Annotated in this window: 15 protein-coding genes and 5 pseudogenes; 14 read left to right on the top strand and 6 right to left on the bottom strand. The window is 61.3% G+C overall.

Going from position 1 to position 19,030, the window contains the following annotated elements; genetic code table 11:
- The first annotated feature begins 147 nt into the window (after positions 1–147).
- The 5 genes and pseudogenes from rbfA (at position 148) to ribF (ending at position 3,429) form a co-directional block, all read left to right on the top strand.
- The gene (rbfA, locus tag DXA70_RS12480; RefSeq protein WP_128118660.1) at positions 148–531 is read left to right on the top strand and encodes a 30S ribosome-binding factor RbfA; all 384 of its coding nucleotides are present in this window, start codon (positions 148–150) and stop codon (positions 529–531) included.
- Positions 532–561: 30 nt separating this feature from the next.
- The gene (locus tag DXA70_RS12485; RefSeq protein WP_243001389.1) at positions 562–1,512 is read left to right on the top strand and encodes a bifunctional oligoribonuclease/PAP phosphatase NrnA; all 951 of its coding nucleotides are present in this window, start codon (positions 562–564) and stop codon (positions 1,510–1,512) included.
- Positions 1,448–1,612, top strand: coding sequence for a hypothetical protein (locus tag DXA70_RS14850; RefSeq protein WP_243001390.1), 165 nt, complete (start codon positions 1,448–1,450; stop codon positions 1,610–1,612). The genes DXA70_RS12485 and DXA70_RS14850 overlap by 65 nt, the downstream gene beginning before the upstream one ends.
- Positions 1,612–2,495: pseudogene (truB, locus tag DXA70_RS15585) on the top strand (tRNA pseudouridine(55) synthase TruB). The gene DXA70_RS14850 and the pseudogene truB overlap by 1 nt, the downstream one beginning before the upstream one ends.
- A gap of 19 nt (positions 2,496–2,514) precedes the next feature.
- Complete coding sequence (gene ribF / locus DXA70_RS12495) at positions 2,515–3,429, top strand: riboflavin biosynthesis protein RibF (RefSeq protein ID WP_022256229.1); 915 nt, start codon at positions 2,515–2,517, stop codon at positions 3,427–3,429.
- Between the two features lie 64 nt (positions 3,430–3,493).
- Here ribF and DXA70_RS12500 read toward each other — a convergent pair whose 3' ends face one another.
- Positions 3,494–3,775, bottom strand: a complete 282-nt coding sequence (locus DXA70_RS12500; protein WP_158565170.1) for a hypothetical protein — start codon at positions 3,773–3,775, stop codon at positions 3,494–3,496.
- Positions 3,748–5,139 carry a carboxylesterase family protein gene (locus tag DXA70_RS12505; RefSeq protein ID WP_128118662.1) on the bottom strand — a complete coding sequence of 464 codons (1,392 nt, stop codon included), beginning with the start codon at positions 5,137–5,139 and terminating at the stop codon, positions 3,748–3,750. Before DXA70_RS12505 ends, DXA70_RS12500 begins: the two co-directional genes overlap by 28 nt.
- A gap of 229 nt (positions 5,140–5,368) precedes the next feature.
- On the opposite strand from DXA70_RS12505, the gene rpsO reads away from it, so the two are divergent.
- From rpsO to rfbB, 9 genes and pseudogenes are all read left to right on the top strand, one after another.
- On the top strand, positions 5,369–5,623 hold the full coding sequence (gene rpsO, locus DXA70_RS12510) for a 30S ribosomal protein S15 (RefSeq protein WP_005933138.1): 255 nt from the start codon (positions 5,369–5,371) through the stop codon (positions 5,621–5,623).
- A 235-nt stretch (positions 5,624–5,858) separates the two neighbouring features.
- A pseudogene (locus DXA70_RS12515) lies at positions 5,859–7,996 on the top strand (polyribonucleotide nucleotidyltransferase).
- Between the two features lie 215 nt (positions 7,997–8,211).
- Complete coding sequence (locus tag DXA70_RS12520; protein ID WP_243001391.1) at positions 8,212–9,315, top strand: SpoIID/LytB domain-containing protein; 1,104 nt, start codon at positions 8,212–8,214, stop codon at positions 9,313–9,315.
- A gap of 115 nt (positions 9,316–9,430) precedes the next feature.
- Positions 9,431–11,878: a glycosyltransferase family 2 protein gene (locus tag DXA70_RS12525; protein WP_128118663.1), complete on the top strand. Its 2,448-nt coding sequence runs from the start codon at positions 9,431–9,433 to the stop codon at positions 11,876–11,878.
- A gap of 5 nt (positions 11,879–11,883) precedes the next feature.
- Positions 11,884–12,246, top strand: a complete 363-nt coding sequence (locus tag DXA70_RS14865) for a glycosyltransferase (protein ID WP_243001392.1) — start codon at positions 11,884–11,886, stop codon at positions 12,244–12,246.
- A complete protein-coding gene (locus tag DXA70_RS14870; RefSeq protein WP_243001393.1) occupies positions 12,246–12,674 on the top strand; it encodes a glycosyltransferase in 429 nt (142 codons plus the stop codon). Before DXA70_RS14865 ends, DXA70_RS14870 begins: the two co-directional genes overlap by 1 nt.
- A gap of 223 nt (positions 12,675–12,897) precedes the next feature.
- Positions 12,898–13,785 (top strand): glucose-1-phosphate thymidylyltransferase RfbA, encoded by an 888-nt coding sequence (rfbA, locus tag DXA70_RS12535; RefSeq protein WP_022256838.1) that lies wholly within the window; start codon positions 12,898–12,900, stop codon positions 13,783–13,785.
- Between the two features lie 23 nt (positions 13,786–13,808).
- A pseudogene (rfbD, locus tag DXA70_RS12540) lies at positions 13,809–14,722 on the top strand (dTDP-4-dehydrorhamnose reductase).
- A gap of 187 nt (positions 14,723–14,909) precedes the next feature.
- The gene (gene rfbB, locus DXA70_RS12545) at positions 14,910–15,974 is read left to right on the top strand and encodes a dTDP-glucose 4,6-dehydratase (RefSeq protein WP_022256836.1); all 1,065 of its coding nucleotides are present in this window, start codon (positions 14,910–14,912) and stop codon (positions 15,972–15,974) included.
- A gap of 94 nt (positions 15,975–16,068) precedes the next feature.
- On the opposite strand, the gene DXA70_RS12550 is transcribed toward rfbB, so the two are convergent.
- The 4 genes and pseudogenes from DXA70_RS12550 to DXA70_RS12560 form a co-directional block, all read right to left on the bottom strand.
- Positions 16,069–16,539 carry a peptidoglycan-binding protein gene (locus tag DXA70_RS12550; protein WP_128118664.1) on the bottom strand — a complete coding sequence of 157 codons (471 nt, stop codon included), beginning with the start codon at positions 16,537–16,539 and terminating at the stop codon, positions 16,069–16,071.
- A gap of 195 nt (positions 16,540–16,734) precedes the next feature.
- A complete protein-coding gene (locus DXA70_RS15590) occupies positions 16,735–17,133 on the bottom strand; it encodes a stage II sporulation protein R (protein ID WP_347553569.1) in 399 nt (132 codons plus the stop codon).
- Positions 17,016–17,375, bottom strand: a pseudogene (locus tag DXA70_RS14880) (stage II sporulation protein R); the annotation flags it as partial. The gene DXA70_RS15590 and the pseudogene DXA70_RS14880, both read right to left, overlap by 118 nt.
- 70 nt (positions 17,376–17,445) lie before the next feature.
- Positions 17,446–18,812, bottom strand: a pseudogene (locus DXA70_RS12560) (PFL family protein).
- Positions 18,813–19,030 lie beyond the last annotated feature (218 nt).

Below are 19,030 nucleotides of genomic sequence, written 5' to 3' on the forward strand. Positions count from 1 at the left end.
GGGAGCCCTTGGCAAAGAGGTTTCGTTTTCGATGAAACTGCTTTGTGTTTGCTGGAAAACGGTACGAACTGCCAAAGCCTCCCCTGACAGGGGATGTGGCATCGCGCAGCGATGACAGAGAGGTTATTTTGTGATAGGAGAAACCAAATGTCTCAAAAAAATATGGGCCGTCTTGCGCAGGATATGAAGCGTGAGGTCATCGCCATCATTGGCCGCCTGAAAGACCCCCGCCTGGAGGGTGGTCTGCTGACCGTGACCCGCCTGGACGTGACGCCCGACCTGGATGTTGCCAAGGTCTATGTGAGCGTGATGGGCCGCGCCGACGGCCCCAAGCCCGCCATTGAGGCGCTGAACCGCGCGGCCGGCCATGTGCGCACCGAAGTCAGCAAGAAAATGCACATCCGCAAAGCCCCCCGCTTCGTCTTTGTGGAGGACGACGGTGCAGCCTATGCGGCCCACATCAACGAACTGCTCCGCGAGCTGAATGTCAGCGGCTCCGACGACACGCGGGAGCCGGAAACCGAGGACTAACTCAGCCTTGCGGAAAGGATGGATCATGGGATGACAGAACAACTGAACGTGCAGCAGATGGCCGAGCGCCTCCGTGCTGCGGACAATGTTTTGATTCTGTGCCACAAAAACCCGGATGGGGATACCGTTGGCTGCGGCAGCGCGCTGTACTACGCCCTTAAGGCGCTGGACAAAAACGCGGCTGTCCTCTGCTCCGACGTCATCCCCTCCCGGTATGCGTTTACCAACCCACGCCTGTTCAAGGGCGAGTTTGAGCCCCAGACCGTGGTGGCCGTGGATGTGGCCGGCATCCAGCTCTTTGGTGAGAACAACGGGGTGCCCCAGTATACCCGCCACATTGATTTTTGCATCGACCACCACGCGGGCAACAGCGGCTACGCTGATTTTACCCTGCTGGACGGCCAGGCCGCGGCGGCAGCGGAGCTGTTGTATGAGGTCATCATGGCCATGAAAGTGCCCATGACGGCCCACATTGCCAACTGCCTGTACACCGGTCTCTCCACCGATACCGGCTGCTTCCGCTTTTCCTCCACCACGGCAAAGACCCATCTGGTGGCGGCAAAGCTCATCGAGGCAGGGGCCCAGGTGGAAGAGCTGAACACCCTGCTGTTTGATACCAAGCCCCGCGCCCGGATGGAGGCCGAGCGGATCGCGCGGAACCATCTGGAGTATCATCTGGATGGCCGCTGCGCCCTCATCTACCTCACCCGGGACGAGATCGAGCAGAGCCAGGTGGACCCCGCCGATCTGGAGGAGCTCACCAGCCTGCCCATCAGCATTGAGGGGGTCAAGGTCGGCCTGACCCTCCGCCAGCAGCCCGGCGGCAGCTACCGCATCAGCGTCCGCACCGCCAAGGGCGTGGACGCCTGCGCCATCGCCCGGCGTCTGGGCGGTCAGCGTCCGCACCGCCAAGGGCGTGGACGCCTGCGCCATCGCCCGGCGTCTGGGCGGCGGCGGCCACACCCGCGCGGCGGGCTGTGAGCTGCTGGGCAACCTGGACAACACCAAGAGCGCCATTCTGGCCGAGGTGGAGGCGGAGCTGGATGCTCCCCAGACGCCCGACGGACAGGAGGAAGCCTGATGCAGGGAATCCTCATTGTGGATAAGCCCACGGACTGGACCAGTTTTGATGTGATTGCAAAGCTGCGGGGCATTCTGGGCACCCGGAAGCTGGGCCACAGCGGCACGCTGGACCCCATGGCTACCGGCGTGCTGCCGGTCTTCTGCGGCGGGGCCAGCAAGGCGGTGGACTTACAGCTGGACCACACCAAGGCCTACCGCGCCACCCTCAAACTGGGTGCGCGCACCGATACCGGCGATGTGACCGGTACCGTGCTGGAAACAGCCCCGGTGACTGCCGGGGAAAAAGAGCTGCTGGAGGTGCTGCCCCGCTTTGTGGGGCCCGGATGCAGACGCCGCCCATGTACTCGGCGGTCAAGATCAACGGCCAGCCGCTCTACAAACTGGCGCGGCAGGGCATGGAGGTGGAGCGGAAAGCCCGCCCCATTGAGATCCTGTCCATCCAGTACGAGGGCAGCCCGGCGGAGAATGAGTACACCCTGACGGTCAAATGTTCCAAGGGCACCTATATCCGGGTACTGCTGGAGGAGATCGCGGAGGCCATGGGCCAGAAAGGCACCATGAGCGCCCTGCGCCGCGTTGCGGCCGGGGTCTACACCGAGGCCGACGCCCACAGCCTGGAAGAGATCCAGGCCGCCAAAAACGCGGGCCCCAAGGCCCTGCAGGCCCTGATGCTGCCGGTGGAGAGCGTGTTCACCTCTCTGCCGCTGCTGGTGGCGAGCGAGCGGGTGGAGCAGCACCTGTACAATGGCTGCCCTACCAGCCGCTACCCCGCTGCGGATGGCCGCTACCGGGTGCGGAACGCGCAGGGCCAGTTCCTCGGCCTTGCCAACATCACCGGGGGCGTGCTCCGGGTGGAAAAGCTCTTTGTGGAGCGAAACTGAAGGGAAAGGAATGATGCCAATGCAGATCTATTCACAGCTTGTGCCGCTTGCGCTGGGCAATGCAAATGGCAGTGCCGTGGCTATGGGCTTTTTTGACGGCATCCACATTGGCCACCGCGCCGTCATCGAGGGGGCGGTCCAGTGGGCAAGAGCCCATGGGGCATCCCCGGCGGTATTCACGTTCAAATTGCCCACCGAAAACAAGATGAAAGGCAAGCGCCTCCTCTCCACCGAGGATAAACATGCCCTCATCGAACGTCTGGGCGTGGAGCATTATCTCTGCCCGGATTTTGAGGAGATCAAGGCCATGACGCCCGAGCAGTTCGTGCTGGGCATCGTGCGGGACTGCAACGCCAAAGCGCTTTTCTGCGGCGAAAACTTTACCTTTGGGGCCAAAGCCGCCGGAAACCCGGAACTGCTGCGCAAGCTCTGCGCCCCGCTGGGGGTGGAAGTGGTGGTGCTGCCCATGGCCCGGTTTGAGGAAAAACCGGTCTCTTCCACCCGCATCCGCACGGCGCTGGAGGGCGGCGACATCCCGGCGGCAAACGCCATGCTGGGGATGCCCTACGCGATCCGCTTTGCGGTGCACCACGGGGCTGGTCTGGGCCGGACGCTGGGGGTGCCCACCATCAACCAGCTCTACCCGCAGGGGTTCCAGCTGCCGCGTTTCGGCATCTATATCACCCGGACCAAGATCAGGGATACCTGGTACCCCTCGGCCACCGGCTTGGGCACCCGGCCCACCGTCAACGACGATCTTTCCAAGGTGACCTGCGAGACGTTTATCCCGGGCTTCTCGGGCGACCTGTATGGCACCGACCCGGTGGTGGAGTTTTACGCCTACCTCAGCCCCAGCAAAAAGTTTGATACACTGGACGAGCTGCGGGACTGCATCAACCATGCAGCCCGGCGGGCCCAGGAGTATTTCCAGTAAACGAAAAAACACCGTTCGGCTGAACGGTGTTTTTTGTTTGCAGAAAAGTGAAATGCCGCAATCCTCAATCGAAGAATCTGCCCTTGAGCACGTTTTTGATCACGGCCTGTTTCAGGGCGGGAGAGAGGGTGCTGTCCGCCTCCATGGCGGCAAGCAGCGGTTCTTTCGTTTCCGTCTGGGCGGCGCACCGGGTGATGGCGTGGTCCGCATCGGCATCCAGCACCAGCAGGGCGGGGGAGTCGGGCGTCCAGCGCTGCCATCTGGTGGAGCCGGAAAGCAGCTTTTTGCCGTTGGGGTCGCCGCTGGTGATGAAGTTTTTCAGAGAGGCGCGCAGCTGTTCCGCCATGGCCTGATAGCCTGTGCCGGAGAGGTCGGCCCAGCCGAAGTAGGGGTTGCTGCCAGACAGCATCGGGAGGGCGATGCCCTGGAACGAGCCCAGCAGCGGGATCTGTGTTTTGCTGGCGGAAGAGCCGTACTCGATCTGCCCAGGTAGAGCGGCGCGTCGCTCCGGGCCGCAATCACCTCCGCACTGCCACGGGTGCTGAAGACCCGGCAGAGGGCTGAACCATAGGTGGCGGCAAACTGCTTGGCTGCTTCCAGCTCGTCGGCGGAAAAGCGTTTGGCCTCCTCGCTGGAAAACCAGCTGTCCCGCCGGGCGGCGGCGTTGAATTCATCGGCCCCGGTCAGCAGCAGGGTAGGAATTTCGCTGTACTGAGCCGCTGGATATCCGCCCTCGGGCAGGGTGATGCCGTCAGTATAGAGATGGGGGAAGACGCTCATCCGGAAACCGGCATTTGCCATCAGCGGAGCCAGACGGGCGGCATCCACGCCACAGAGCCAGCTGCGGACCGCAGGGTCTTCCGTCAGCAGCCAGTGCCGCGCGGTTGCTTCGGTCAGAGCCTTGCCGTCCTGCACGGCCAGCGGTGCCAGAGCAGCGGCAAGCGTTTCAGCACTCGTGTTCTCATCCGCGCAGGTCATGCCGCCGGAAATGGAGATGGCTTTCTGGAACCGGCCCACAAACAGGGGACTGGCCAGCAGGGCCATTCCGTCCCGCCCGCCGGCTGCAAAGCCGAGAACCGTGATGTTCTGCGGGTCGCCGCCGAACGATGCGATATTGTCCCGCACCCAGTCCAGCGCCTTGGCCATGTCCAGCAGGGCAAAATTGCCCGTTTCCTCCGGGCCGGAGCAGAACGCGGGCAGGCAGTTGAAGCCGAACAGCCCCAGCCGGTATTCCAGCCCCACGAAGACACAGCCCAGCTGCTCGGCCAGAAATCCGCCCGGAAGCTCCCGCGCGGAGCCGATCTGATTGCCGCCGCTGTGCAGGTAGACGATGACGGGCCGTTTGCTGGTCTTTTCCGTGGTGTAAACGTCTAATTTGAGGCAGTCTTCGGTGCCCAGGGCGCAGGTGCTGTACTGGTACGCCGCCGCGCCGGGGACGGTGCAGTCTTTGGCGTCGGCCCAGGGGGCGGGGTCCTGCGGGGCTGTCCAGCGGGCGTCCCCGGCGGTGGAAGCGCCGTAAGGAATGCCATACCAGACGAGATGCCCCTCCTGCCGGATGCCCTGCACCGGGCCGTGCTGAGTTTGGCATACCGTGCCGATGGGGGCTGCAGCGGCGGCTGCGGGCAGCGAAAAGCCCGGCAGGCTGGCGGCTGCGGCGGCCACGGCTCCGGATTTGAGAAAACTGCGGCGGGAAAACTTGGGTGCTTGCATCGTAAAATCCCTCTCTTGTAAAATACACCTAAATTATAACAGCCCGGGTTTGAAATGCAATGACCGGGCAGCGACAAAATTGTAAAAAATTTTCTTGCTTTTTGCACGGCTTTCTGTTATACTAGCACTGTTACCGCGGCACGGGGCTGGGAGTATGCCCGTTTGGGAGTACCGTTTCCCGCATTCTGTGCTGACGGCAAATAAAATTTTAATAAAGAGGTACTGTACTATGAACAAGCAGGAAGTTATGGCCAAAGTCGCTCTGACCGAGAAGGACACTGGCTCCCCCGAGGTTCAGGTCGCTCTGCTGACCGCTCACATCAACGAGCTGAACGAGCACCTGAAGAAGAACCCGAACGATCACCACAGCCGCCGTGGTCTGATGAAGATGGTTGGCCGCCGCCGCAATCTGCTGGCCTACCTCCAGAAGAAGGACATCGAGCGTTACCGTGCTCTGATCGCAACCCTGGGTCTGCGTAAGTAATAGAAAACAGAGGGCAGGTACCGTGCAATGGTGCCTGCCCTTTGCTGTTTTTTGGCTGGCAGCTTCCCTCTGCGTTCCCCTTAGGAACAACAGGCCGCTGCTGCGTATTGCAGCAGTAAATCGAGCGCCCGTGCCCTTTGCAGGCTGCACAGACGCTGGATTTATTGCTATGATGCGCGGCGGGCAGCCTTTTGGATAAAACTGATCCCGAAAAGGACAAAGGAGGCAAAACCAAATGGCAATTGAATTTGGTTCCCGCAAAGAGACCTTTGAGAACTTCAAGGTCTACGAGACCATGCTGGCGGGCCGCCCGTTCAAGGTGGAAATGGGCAAAATGTGCGGCTTGTCCAATGCAAGCGCTCTGATCCGCTACGGTGAGACCTGCGTGATGTGCAACGTGGTCATGAGCCCCAAACCCCGTGAGGGCGTGGATTTCTTCCCCCTGAACGTGGAGTATGAGGAAAAGCTCTACGCCGCAGGCCGCATCCCCGGCAGCTTTATGCGCCGTGAGGGCCGCCCCGGTGAGCGTGCCATCCTCACCAGCCGCGTGGTGGACCGCCCCATGCGCCCGCTGTTCCCCAAGGAGATGCGGAACGATGTCTGCATCACCATGACCGTCATGAGCCTGGACCCCGATTGCAGCCCTGAGATCGCCGGTATGATCGGTGCCTCTCTGGTCACCGCAGTGTCCGAGATCCCCTGGAACGGCCCCATCGGCGGTGTGCAGGTGGGCCTGGTGGACGGCGAGATCGTCCTCAACCCCACCCAGGAGCAGCGCCGCCACAGCGACCTGGCCCTGACCGTGGCCGCTACCATGGACAAGATCGTCATGATCGAGGCCGGCGCCAACGAGGTGGATGAGGATACCATGCTCAACGCCATCAAGGCGGCTCATGTCGAGATCAAGAAGATCATCGAGTTCATCAACAAGATCGTGGCTGAGCGTGGCAAGCCGAAGATCGATTTCCAGGTCGTGGGCCTGGATATGGATGTCTTCCACGCCATCCAGAACAAGTATCTGGACGACTTCAAGGCTGCCATGGATACCGACGACAAGAACGTCCGCGATGCCGCTCTGCTGCCCATCATGGACAAGATCGCCGAGGAATATCCGGACCTGTCCGAGGCAGACCTCGACCTCGTCAGCTACAAGATGCAGAAGTACGTCGTCCGCCGCTGGCTGCTCGACGAGGGCAAGCGCGTGGATGGCCGCGGCATCAACGAGATCCGCCCGCTGGCTGCCGAAGTCGGCATCCTGCCCCGTGTCCATGGCTCTGGTATGTTCACCCGCGGCCAGACCCAGGTGCTGACCACCTGCACCCTGGGCGGCACCAAGGACAACCAGCTGATGGATGACCTGACCGATGAGCAGACCAAGCGCTACATCCACCATTACAACTTCCCGCCGTACTCCGTCGGTGAGGCCCGCGCACCCCGCAGCCCCGGCCGCCGCGAGATCGGCCACGGCGCACTGGCAGAGCGTGCTCTCGTGCCCGTGCTGCCCTCTCTGGAGGAGTTCCCCTATACCATCGCTGCGTGTCTGAGGTCCTGAGCTCCAACGGCTCTACCTCTCAGGCTTCCATCTGCGGCTCCACGCTGGCCCTGATGGATGCAGGCGTGCCCATCAAGGCCCCCCGTGGCCGGCATCTCCTGCGGCCTGATCACCGAGGGCGACCGCTGGATGACCATGCTGGACATCCAGGGCGTCGAGGACTTCCACGGCGATATGGACTTCAAGGTGGGCGGTACCCGCAAGGGCATCACCGCCATTCAGATGGACATTAAGATCGACGGCCTGACCTATGACATCATTGCCGAGGCATTCGAGAAGTGCCGCAAGGGCCGCCTCTACATCCTGGACGAGATCATTAAGCCCGTCATCGCGCAGCCCCGTGAGGAGTTGAGCCGCTGGGCCCCCAAGATGTTCAGCATGATGATCCCCACCGATAAGATCAAGGACGTCATCGGCAAGGGCGGCAAGGTCATCCAGGACATCTGCGCGACCTGCAACTGCAAGATCGACGTGCAGGAGGACGGCCACGTCTTCGTCTCCGCCGTCGATCAGGAGGACGCGAAGCGCGCCATCTTCACCATCAAGACCATCGTGGAGGACCCCGAGATCGGTGCCATCTACAAGGGCAAGGTCACCCGCCTGATGAACTTCGGTGCGTTCGTTGAGATCGCGCCGGGCAAAGAGGGCCTGGTGCACATCTCCAAGCTGGACACCAAGCGTGTCGAGCGCGTGAGGATGTGGTCGCCGTGGGCGACGCTATCGTCGTCAAGGTCACCGATATCGACCAGCAGGGCCGCATCAACCTCAGCCGCCGCGACGCCATCCTGGCTCTGGAAGCCAAGAAGAACGCCCAGCAGTAAGGCTGTAACCTGAAATAAAAGCAGAAACCTCCCGTTCAGCAGGAATTGTTGAACGGGAGGTTTTTAATCATTTCGGCTTCAGATTGGAGGATGAATCTTTAGGCTTGAATCCGTATGGTCAATTTGAGACGATACTAAACTTCCGTCCTTGCTGTTCGTTTCGCAGTGTGCTAAACTAAACTGAAAGAAATTGTTGAAAACAGGAGGAAACCATCTTGAAACACATTTCGATGTTCGCGCGCCGGGCGGCGGCGCTTTTGCTGGCGGCGGTGCTGCTGGTCGGGGCCATCCCCGCGGCGTTTGCAGAGGAAGAGGGCACCCCGGAGGGCGAGGCAGTCCCGGAGGCCGTCTACACGGTGCCCACCACCATCGGCGGGGCGGATACCACCCTGCTCCCGGCGGAGGAGGAAAACTGCCTGAGCTGGCTGTTCGGCTCGAAAGATACCATCACCATGCCTTACCTGAATATCAAGGGCAAGGGCCTGCGCCGGAATGTGAAACTCAACCTGGTGGACTGCCTGGTGGGCATTACTTACACCGAGCTGGGTTCCATCGGCAGCTTTGTGAGCGCCTCGGCGGCACAGGAAGCCTGGAAAGCCCAGGCTGTGGCCATTCACTCCTACCTGGAATACCACAAAAAGTACGGCTCTTCGGCCAATGCGCTGATCTACACCCCAGTGGACCAGATCCCGGCCTCGGCCCGGTCCGCCATTGAGAAAGCCGTCCGCGCCGTCAAGGACGAGGTGCTGACCTACAACGGCAGCGTCATTGACGCGGTGTGGTCGGCCAGCGCGGGCTACAACACTCAGACGGGCGTCTATGGCACCTGCTCCGGTCTGGACGCCTGGGGGACGGATGTGCCCTACCTCCAGAGCGTGGAGAGCCCCTATGAGCGCCAGTACCATGAGAAAATGCGCCGCATCATCGGCAAGGACTACACCTATCAGGAGTACAACGACAGCAAGACCGGCGAGCCCTACGTCAGCGCCGACACCACCCACAAGGATCTGGGCGGTTTTGTGCAGTACAACACGTTCGTCTCCAATGGCCGCAGCTACCGCAACATCAGCCAGTTTGTGAGCTCCCGTTACTGCTTTGATTTTGGCACCGACGCCAATGGCACCCCCGTGATGACCTACTACGGCTATGGTCACGGCGTGGGCATGAGCCAGTGCGGCGCGGTGGGCTTTGCCGCCGAGCAGGGGATGGGCTACCGTGAGATCCTCCAGCATTACTACACCGGCGTCTCCATGAAGAGCGTGGGCAGTGGTTCCAGCAGCGGCGGCTTCTTTGGCTGGCTGCGGAAGCTGTTCCGCTGACCAAAACGGCGCTGCACTGGAAACCAAAAGGAATTGCGGAAAATCGCTTCTCAAATGCGGCGGAATTTGGTATACTATACAATTGTAACATCAAATGGGAGTTGGAGAAATCGGAATGCAGTTGGACAAGGAAACGAAATTGAAGCAGGAGAAAGAGCGCTGCCGTCAGCTGGCGCAGCGGGTCGCGGAAGAAGCGCGCCCCGCCTCGGCCCAGGTGCTGAACAGCGAGTCTGACCTGCTGGAAAAGGCCCTGCGCCGGGCAGGCATCCGGGCGGAAGAGTGGTCTGCACAGGCTGCAGAGCCTGTGGACCTGCTGGTGGTGGAAGACCCCGTGTGGAGCCATCTGCCCCAGCAGCTGCCCGAGAAAGTGCTGCTGGCCAGTGTGGACAGCACCATGATGGCGGCCTGGGCCGAGCAGCTGGCCCGGCGGGGCTATTACCGTGATTTCCGCTGGCGCAGCAAGGGCCGGGCCCAGCAGTCCGCTCTGTTCTGCACCGGCAGCGCCGTGCCCGCCCCGCTGATGATGGTACAGGGCTACGAGCAGGAGATGGACACCCTGCGGGACCGGATGGTCCGGGCCGAGCGCACCTGCAGCGAGGAAGCCGCCCTGATCGAGCGGCTCCGCAGTGACCTTGCCCTCAGCCGCAGCCACGAGCAGCAGCTGGAAAAGACCCTGAGCGACGTTACCAATTCCACGTTCTGGAAGCTGACCTGGCCCATGCGGTATGCCGTCAGCAAGAGCCGCCAGATCTGGCACACGTTCCCGCTGTTCGTCTTCCTGCATGACCTGCGCGCCATGGGCGTGGAGGGCGTGCGGGAGCAGGCCCGTGCCCGCCGTGAGTATGCAGTCCTCTTCCCCAGCAAGACCCTGCGGGCAGACCGCTTTGCCCCGGTGGAGCTGCTGGTAAAGCAGGCCAGCCACCAGCCCGGCGGCGAGGCAGGCCCCAAGATCAGCATTGTGGTGCCCCTGTACAACACCCCGCTGAATTTCCTCGAGGAGCTGCTGGATTCCGTCGTCAACCAGACCTACCGCAACTGGGAGCTCTGCTGTGTGGACGCCGGGCAGGACACCGCCGTGGGCCAGCATGTGCAGGCCCGCGCCAAGGCAGAGCCCCGCATCCGCTACCAGAAACTGACCGAGAATGAGGGCATTGCCGGGAACACCAACCACGGTTTTGAGCTGGCCACAGGCGATTACATCGCCCTGCTGGATCATGACGATATCCTCCACCCCTGTGCCCTGTGGTACACGGCGCAGGCGATCGTGGAGCAGGGAGCCGATTTCGTCTATACCGACGAGGCGACCTTTGAGGGCAAGGTGGAGAACGTGGTGCTCTACCACTTCAAGCCGGACTTCATGCTGGACAACCTCCGCTCCAACAACTATATCTGCCACCTGACCACGTTCAGCAAGGTGCTGATGGAACAGGCTGGCGGCGGGGAGCGGGCCGAGTACAACGGCAGCCAGGATTACGACCTCTTCCTCCGCCTGACCGAGAAAGCCCAAAAGATCGCCCACATCCCCCATGCGCTCTATTACTGGCGTTCCAGCCCCAACAGCACCGCCAGCGATATCTCCGCCAAGACCTACTGCATCGACGCGGGCATTGCGGCCCTCAAGGCCCACTATGCCCGCTGCGGCGTGGCGGTGGATGACGTCACCCTCATCCCCGGCACCCCGGGCTATTACAAGACGGATTACACCATGGCCCACCCGGGCCGGGTGAGCATCCTCATCCCCACCTGCGACCACATCCGGGATCTGGAGACCTGTGTGGAGTCCATCTACGCCCGCACCACCTACCCGGATTTTGAGATCCTCCTCATTGAGAACAACTCCAAGGAGGAGCAGACGTTCCGCAGCTATGAGCGGATGCGGAAAGAGCACCCGGATACCCTCAAGGTGGTCACCTGGACGGGCAAGGGCTTCAACTACAGCGCCCTGAACAACTTTGGGGCCCGGTACGCCACGGGCGAGTATCTGCTGCTGCTCAACAACGACACCGAGGTCATCACCCCGGGCTGGCTGGAAGAGATGGTCATGTACGCCCAGCAGAAGCGTGTGGGCTGCGTGGGTGCCAAGCTGCTCTACCCCGATGACACCATCCAGCACGCTGGCGTGGGCTTTGGCATCGGCGGCGTGGCGGGCCATCTGCACAAATATTTCCCGGCCACTTCCGACGGCTACATGGGCCGCCTGAACTATGTGCAGGACGTCTACGGGGATACCGCCGCCTGCCTGCTCATCCGGAAAGAAATTTATGACGAGGTCCACGGCCTGGACGAGAGCTACGCCGTGGCGTTCAACGATGTGGACTTCTGTGTCCGCGTCCGGGAGGCCGGTTACACCAACGTCTTCACCCCGTTTGCCCAGCTCTACCACTACGAGAGCAAGAGCCGCGGCATGGAGGACAACCCCGAAAAGCAGAAGCGCTTCCAGGGCGAAGTGCTCCGCTTCCAGGCCCGCTGGGGCGACCTGCTGGCCAAGGGCGACCCCTGCACCAACCCCAACTTTGACATCCAGCGTGAGGACTTCAGCCTCAAAATTCTGCCTTTGGAGTAAAGCCGATGAATCTTTCCGCATGTATTGTTGTCTATAACGGCTATGACGAGGTGCTCAAGGCGGCCCAGACCGTGCTGCAGTTCACCCGCCGCTACCCGCTGACCCTCTATCTGGTGGACAACGCCAGCCCGGACGGCAGCGGCCCCCGGCTGGAACAGGCCGTGCGGGAGGGTCTGCTGGCCCCCGGGCCCGGGCAGCGCGTTGAGGTGCGCTGCCGCAAAGAGAACGGCGGCTTTGGCACCGGCCACAACACCGTCCTGCCGGAGCTTGCCAGCGCCTACCACTTCATCCTCAACCCGGATATCCAGCTCATGGCCGATACCCTCAGCGACCTGGCCGACTGGATGGCCCGGCACCCGGATGCGTGATGGCCCGGCCCGGCCTCGTCTTCCCGGACGGGCGGCCCCAGCGCCTGCCCCTGCGGCGGTGCGCGCTGCGGCCCATGGTCTACCGCCAGCTGTCATTTCTCAAGTTCTGGGAGAAATACAACGAGCAGTACCTCATGGCGGACAAAGACCTGACAAAGCCTACCGAGATCGAGTTCTGCACCGGCAGCTTCTCCGCGGTGCGGACGGCGGAGTTCAAGGCCGTGGGCGGCTTTGACGAGCACTACTTCATGTATGTGGAGGACGCCGACCTCACCCAGAAGATGCGCACCACCGGCAAAGCGTATCTGGTGCCCCAGTACACGGCCATCCATGCCTGGCACCGGGCGGCCCACCGCAGCCTGAAACCGTTCCTCTGGCAGGCCGGCAGCCTGCTGCGGTATTTTAGCAAGTGGGGCTTCAAATTTTAATTTTTCAAAAGAAGAACGGCATGAGCCAGAAATTTTCTGATTCATGCCGTTTTTTTCTTGCTTTTTTGCTGATTTGATAGTAGAATAAGGTGTAATACTATCGCCCCGGGAAAGAAAAGACCGGAGTTTTGCACGGTATTACTGAACATTGTTGACAGCGGACGCAGCTCCGCTTTGAATTAAGCTGCACAACTTTTTTGAAGAATAAAAGGAGTGCACAAATATGAAAGGCATTATTCTGGCCGGCGGTGCCGGCACCCGGCTTTATCCGTTGACGATGGTCACCAGCAAGCAGCTGCTGCCCGTCTACGATAAGCCCATGATCTATTATCCTCTGTCCACCCTCATGCTGGCGGGTATCCAGGATATCCTCATCATTTCAACCCCTACCGACACGCCCCGCTTTGAGGCGCTGCTGGGCGATGGCAGCCAGTACGGCATCCATCTGCAATATAAAGTTCAGCCCTCCCCGGACGGCCTGGCACAGGCATTCATCCTGGGCGAGGAGTTCATTGGCGACGACTGCTGCGCCATGATCCTGGGCGATAACATCTTCTACGGCAACGGCTTCTCCAAGATCTTGAAGACTGCCGCCGCTAACGCCGAGAACAAGGGCCGCTGCACCGTCTTTGGTTATTATGTGCAGGATCCCGAGCGCTTTGGCATCGTCGAGTTCGACCAGAACGGCAAGGTGCTGAGCGTGGAAGAGAAGCCCGAGCACCCCAAGAGCAACTACGCCATCACCGGCCTGTACTTCTACAACAAGGAAGTCGTCAAGATGGCAAAGCAGGTCAAGCCCTCCGCCCGCGGCGAGCTGGAGATCACCACTCTGAACGACATGTACCTCAAGAAAGACGAGCTGGATGTCCAGCTGCTGGGCCGCGGCTTTGCCTGGCTGGATACCGGTACGATGGACAGCCTGGTGGATGCCGCTGACTTTGTGCGGATGATCGAGAAGCGCCAGGGCATCAAGATCAGCGCTCCGGAGGAGATCGCTTACAAGTATGGCTGGATCGACCGCGATACCCTGCTGGAGAGCGCTGCCCGCTACGGCAAGAGCCCCTACGGCCAGCACCTGAAGAATGTCGCCGACGGCAAACTGAGATACTAAGAGTTTAAGGGGAGGGTTATCCCATGAAAATCATCGTCACTGGCTGCAAGGGCCAGCTGGGCACCGAGATCATCAAGCAGCTCCGCGAGGGCCGCAGCGAGATCGGCCCCATCCCGGAAAAGCTGCTCAATGCAACGGTCATTCCGGTGGACCTGCCCGAGCTGGACATTGCCAACTACAAGATGGTGGATGATTTCATCCGCCGCCAGCGCCCGGACGTCATCATCAACTGCGCCGCCTACACCAACGTGGATGGCTGCGAGGTGAACCACGACGCCGCCTACAAGGCAAACGCCATCGGCCCCCGCAACCTGGCACAGGCTGCCACCAAGACGGGTGCCCGCCTGGTGCATGTCTCCACCGACTACGTTTTTCTGGCCGGGAGAACGGCGGCATCGCTCAGGATGAGGCCACCCTGCCCGGCCCCATCAGCGCCTACGGCTCCACCAAGCTCATGGGCGAGAAGTATGTGGAGCAGTTCTGCCACCGCCACTTCATCGTCCGCACGGCCTGGCTGTACAGCTACTACGGCAAAAACTTTGTCAAGACCATCGTCAACGCGGGCAAGAAGTTTGGCAAGCTGGAAGTGGTCAACGACCAGTGCGGCAACCCTACCAACGCGGTGGATCTGGCCCACGAGATTTTACAGCTCTGCGTCACCCACGAGTACGGTCTGTACCACTGCACCGGCGAGGGCATCTGCTCCTGGTATGATTTCGCCTCCGAGATCATCCGCCTGTCCGGTGTGGACGCTACCGTGGCTCCCTGCACCAGCGCCGAGTACAAGGAAAAGCACCCGGAAAGCGCCGACCGCCCCAAGTGGAGCGCCTTGGACAACCGGATGCTCCGCTGCACCGTCGGCAACGAGGTGCGCGATTGGAAAGCTGCCCTGGCCTGCTTCTTTGAGCACTGGGATGGCGAGAATGGCATGAAGTAAGATGACGTCCTAGCCCTCTCAGGCCGCCTATCGGCGTCCAGCTCCCCCAAAGGGGGAGCCTTTGGCAAAGAGATAAACTTTGCGTGGACTGCCAAGGCTCTCACTTTGGGAGAGGTGGCATTGCGAAGCAATGACGGAGAGGGCAAGCCCGCTGACAAGAGAGAATAAACATCGAGGATATATCAATATGAAAACCTATCTGATCACCGGCTGCGCCGGTTTTATCGGCTCCAACTTTGTCCACTATATGCTCAAAAAATACCCCGAGATCCTGCTGGTCAACCTGGATAAGCTGACCTATGCCGGCAATCTCGAAAACCTGAAAGACGTGGAAGGCGACCCCCGCCATGTCTTTGTGCAGGGCGATATCTGCGATAAGGAGCTGGTGGAGAGCCTGTTCGCAAAGTATGATTTCGATTACGTCATCAACTTTGCGGCCGAGAGCCATGTGGACCGTTCCATCAAGAACCCCGAGATCTTTGTCCAGAGCAACGTCATGGGCACCGTGAACCTGCTGCAGCGTGCAAAAGAGGCATGGTACGATGCTGACGCCAAGACCTGGAAAGAGGGCAAGAAGTACGTTCAGGTCTCTACCGACGAGGTCTACGGCGCTCTGGGTGCCGAGGGCTTCTTCATGGAGACCACCCCGCTGTGCCCCCACAGCCCCTACTCCGCTTCCAAGGCCAGCGCGGATATGTTCGTCAAGGCATTCCACGATACCTATGGGATGCCCATCAACATCACCCGCTGCTCCAACAACTACGGCCCCTACCAGTTCCCCGAGAAGCTGATCCCCCTGATGATCAACAACGTCAAGCACCACAAGCAGCTGCCCGTCTACGGCGACGGAATGCAGATCCGCGACTGGCTGTATGTGGAGGACCACTGCAAGGCCATTGATATGGTGGCCAACGGCGGCAAGATCGGCGAGGTGTACAACGTGGGCGGCCACAACGAGCGCCCCAACATCTTCATCGTCAAGACCATCATCAGCCAGCTGCATGACCGCCTGAAAGACGACGGCATCAGCGAGGACCTCATCAAGCATGTGGCCGACCGTCTGGGCCACGACCGCCGCTACGGCATCGATCCCACCAAGATCAAGAACGATCTGGGCTGGTATCCCGAGACCCCGTTTGAGAAAGGCATCGTCCTGACCATCGACTGGTACCTCAACCACGAGGAGTGGATGGAGCACATCACCAGCGGCAACTACCAGAAGTACTACGAGGAAATGTACAAGAATAAGTAAGCGGAATTTCCGCGTTGCAATGAGAATGGCCCCCGCCGGAAGCAAGATCCCGGCGGGGGCCATTTTGCTGCCCGTTACGGGTGGGGCAGGGCGTTTAGAACATCTTTTCCCAGGTGGCGCTGCCCACCGAGCCATCGGCGGTCAGGCTGTTCCGCTTCTGGTAGCGGCGGACGGCTTCCGTGGTCTTGGCACCATATTTGCCGTCAGCGGTCAGGGTCTCGCCCTCGCCGCGCAGTTTCTGCTGCACCAGCCGGACGGTTCCGCCGGAGTCGCCCTGCCGCAGCACGATGCCGGGGTAGGGCACATGGAGGCCGTGGGCAGCGGTGTATTTGGCGTAGATGGCATTCCAGGTGTTGGCACCCACTTTGCCGTCCACAGTCAGCTTGTTCCGCAGCTGGAACTCGGTCACGGCTTTCTCGCTGGCGGTGCCAAAATGGCCATCCACCTTGAGGATGTCGTGCCAGGTGCAGGCGTCGCGCAGGCCGTTGAGCCAGGTCTGCACCAGTGCCACGTCGGGGCCTGAAGAGCCACGCTGGATGAGGGAATAATAAGCGGGAATTGCCATGTGTGTGGTCACACTCCTTTCCGCCACAGGTTATGCGGCAGGGGAGAGGAGTGTGCCCTCTCAGTCTCGCTCCGCTCGCCAGGATCCTCCTTTTGTCTCTGCGCACTCCTCCCGTCCGCGGAGGAGTCTTTCCCAAAGGGGGAGCCCTTGGCAGGTCGGTCAGCAGGAGCGCTGAGGGAAAATTCTGGGCCCTGTTCATGGACGAAGAAGAATCTGATCTTGCTGAGGAGCGCAATGGCTTTGTACAAAATCGACGAGCCGGAACCGGACGATGTACTCCCCGCAGATGAGGTCATTCTCCTGCGGGAGGGCATAGCTGCCGCAGGCCGCGCGGCAGAGGCCCGGGTAGAGCACGCACCACCAGTTTTTGCCGCTGCAGTCATTCTCCCCCAGCGTGAGGCGCACAGCGTCGTACCGCCCAGCGGGAAGGGCGCGTTTTGATACCGGGTGGCGGCAAAGTACATGTTCACCAGTTCCACCCGGGCCGCCGGGGCAAGGCCAAGCCGAGCCAGCGTCTGGCGGGCGGTCAGCTCCAGCGCGGGCAGATTCTGTGCCGCCCAGTGCAGGGCTTCCGGCTGGGTGGATGCCCTGCACTGGGCATCCGTATAGGCCAGCAGGGCGTCCCGCACGGCCAGCTTGGCGGTCTGGTCCTGCAGGCTGTCACTGTCGGCTTTGATGTGGAGCCGCAGGGTGTCGGCACAGAGGGCGGCCCCGGTGTCCAGCTGGGCCCGGCCCCAGTCCAGCGCAAACCCGCTCAAACCGGCCAGCACGCACCCCAGCGCCAGCGCGGCACACCACACCGCCATTTCCCGGCGGGATAATTTTTTTGCAAACATAAAAACAGGCCCCTCTCTGGAAAAGTTATCCAGAGTATGGGCCTGTTTTTCAACGTTGATACAAAAACGATCAGTTCTTCAGCGACTGCATGGGAGCCGGCAGACGGCCGCCGCGGTTGATGAAGACCGAGGGGTCGTGCTGGTTGACGGGCATGATGGGGCCGTAACCCAGCAGGCCGCCGAAGTCCAGGATCTCGCCCGCCTTGCGGCCAATGGCCGGGATGACGCGGACGGCGGTGGTCTTGCTGTTCACCATGCCGATGGCGGCTTCGTCCGCAATGAGGGCGCTGATGACGGCCGGGGTGGTGTCGCCCGGGATGATGACCATGTCGATGCCCACCGAGCAGACCGCCGTCATGGCTTCCAGCTTCTCAATGGTCAGGCAGCCGGTCTCCGCCGCGTGGATCATGCCGGCGTCCTCACTGACCGGAATGAAAGCACCGGACAGGCCGCCGACGTGGTTGGAGGCCATGACGCCGCCCTTTTTCACGGCGTCGTTCAGCAGGGCCAGGCAGGCCGTGGTGCCGCAGCAGCCGCAGGTCTCCAGACCCATCTCTTCGAGAATGTTGGCCACGCTGTCGCCCACCGCCGGGGTAGGAGCCAGCGAGAGATCAATAATGCCTGCGGGCACGCCCAGTGCCTGGGAGGCAAGGTTTGCCACCAGCTGGCCCACGCGGGTGATCTTGAACGCGGTCCGTTTGACCAGCTCTGCCACCTGGTCGATGGGCGCGTCCTTGGGCAGACGGGCCAGGGCGGCACGGACAGCGCCGGGGCCGGAAACGCCAACGTGGATCTCACAGTCGGGTTCGCCGGGGCCGTGGAACGCACCAGCATAAAGGGGTTGTCCTCCGGCGCGTTGCAGAAGACGACCAGCTTTGCCGCGCCGATGCACTGACGGTCTGCCGTCAGCTCGGAGGCTTTCTTGACGGCCTCGCCCATCAGCTTGATGGCGTCCATGTTCAGGCCTGCCTTGGTGGCACCGATGTTGACCGAGCTGCAGACGATGTCCGTCTCGGCCAAAGCGCGGGGGATGGACTCGATGAGGCGTTTGTCGCCCGCCGAAAAGCCCTTGTGCACCAGGGCCGTGTAGCCGCCCACAAAGTTGACGCCCACCTTTTTGCCGGCAGCGTCCAGTGCCTTGGCAAAATCCACGGGGTCCGCGTCCGGGCAGGCACCCAGCAGCATGGCAATGGGGGTCACGCTGATCCGCTTGTTGATGATGGGGATGCCATACTCGGCGCTGATGTGCTCCACCGCAGGCACCAGATTGGCCGCCTTGGTGGTGATCTTATTGTAAACTTTCTCGCAGGCCTTTTTGGGATCCGGGTCGATGCAGTCCAGCAGGCTGATGCCCATGGTAACGGTGCGCACGTCCAGATTATCCTGCGTAAACATCTCGATGGTTTCGAGGATGTCGCCGGTGTTTATCATACTCATTGATATGGAACCTCGCAATTCTATATTCGATGTGTCTCTTTGTACAACCTCTCAGTCGAGCTTCGCTCGCCAGCCGCTCCCCTTTCGGCACTTTCGTGCCACCTCCCCGGGCGGGGAGTCTTTCCTAGCAGGGGAGCCTTTGGCAAATAGGGAAAGCTCCATCGACTGCCAAGCTCCCCTGTTAGGGGAGGTGGCACGCCGTCAGGCGTGACGGAGAG

This window comes from Faecalibacterium sp. OF04-11AC (assembly GCF_003460645.1).
Lineage (GTDB): Bacteria > Bacillota > Clostridia > Oscillospirales > Ruminococcaceae > Faecalibacterium > Faecalibacterium prausnitzii_I.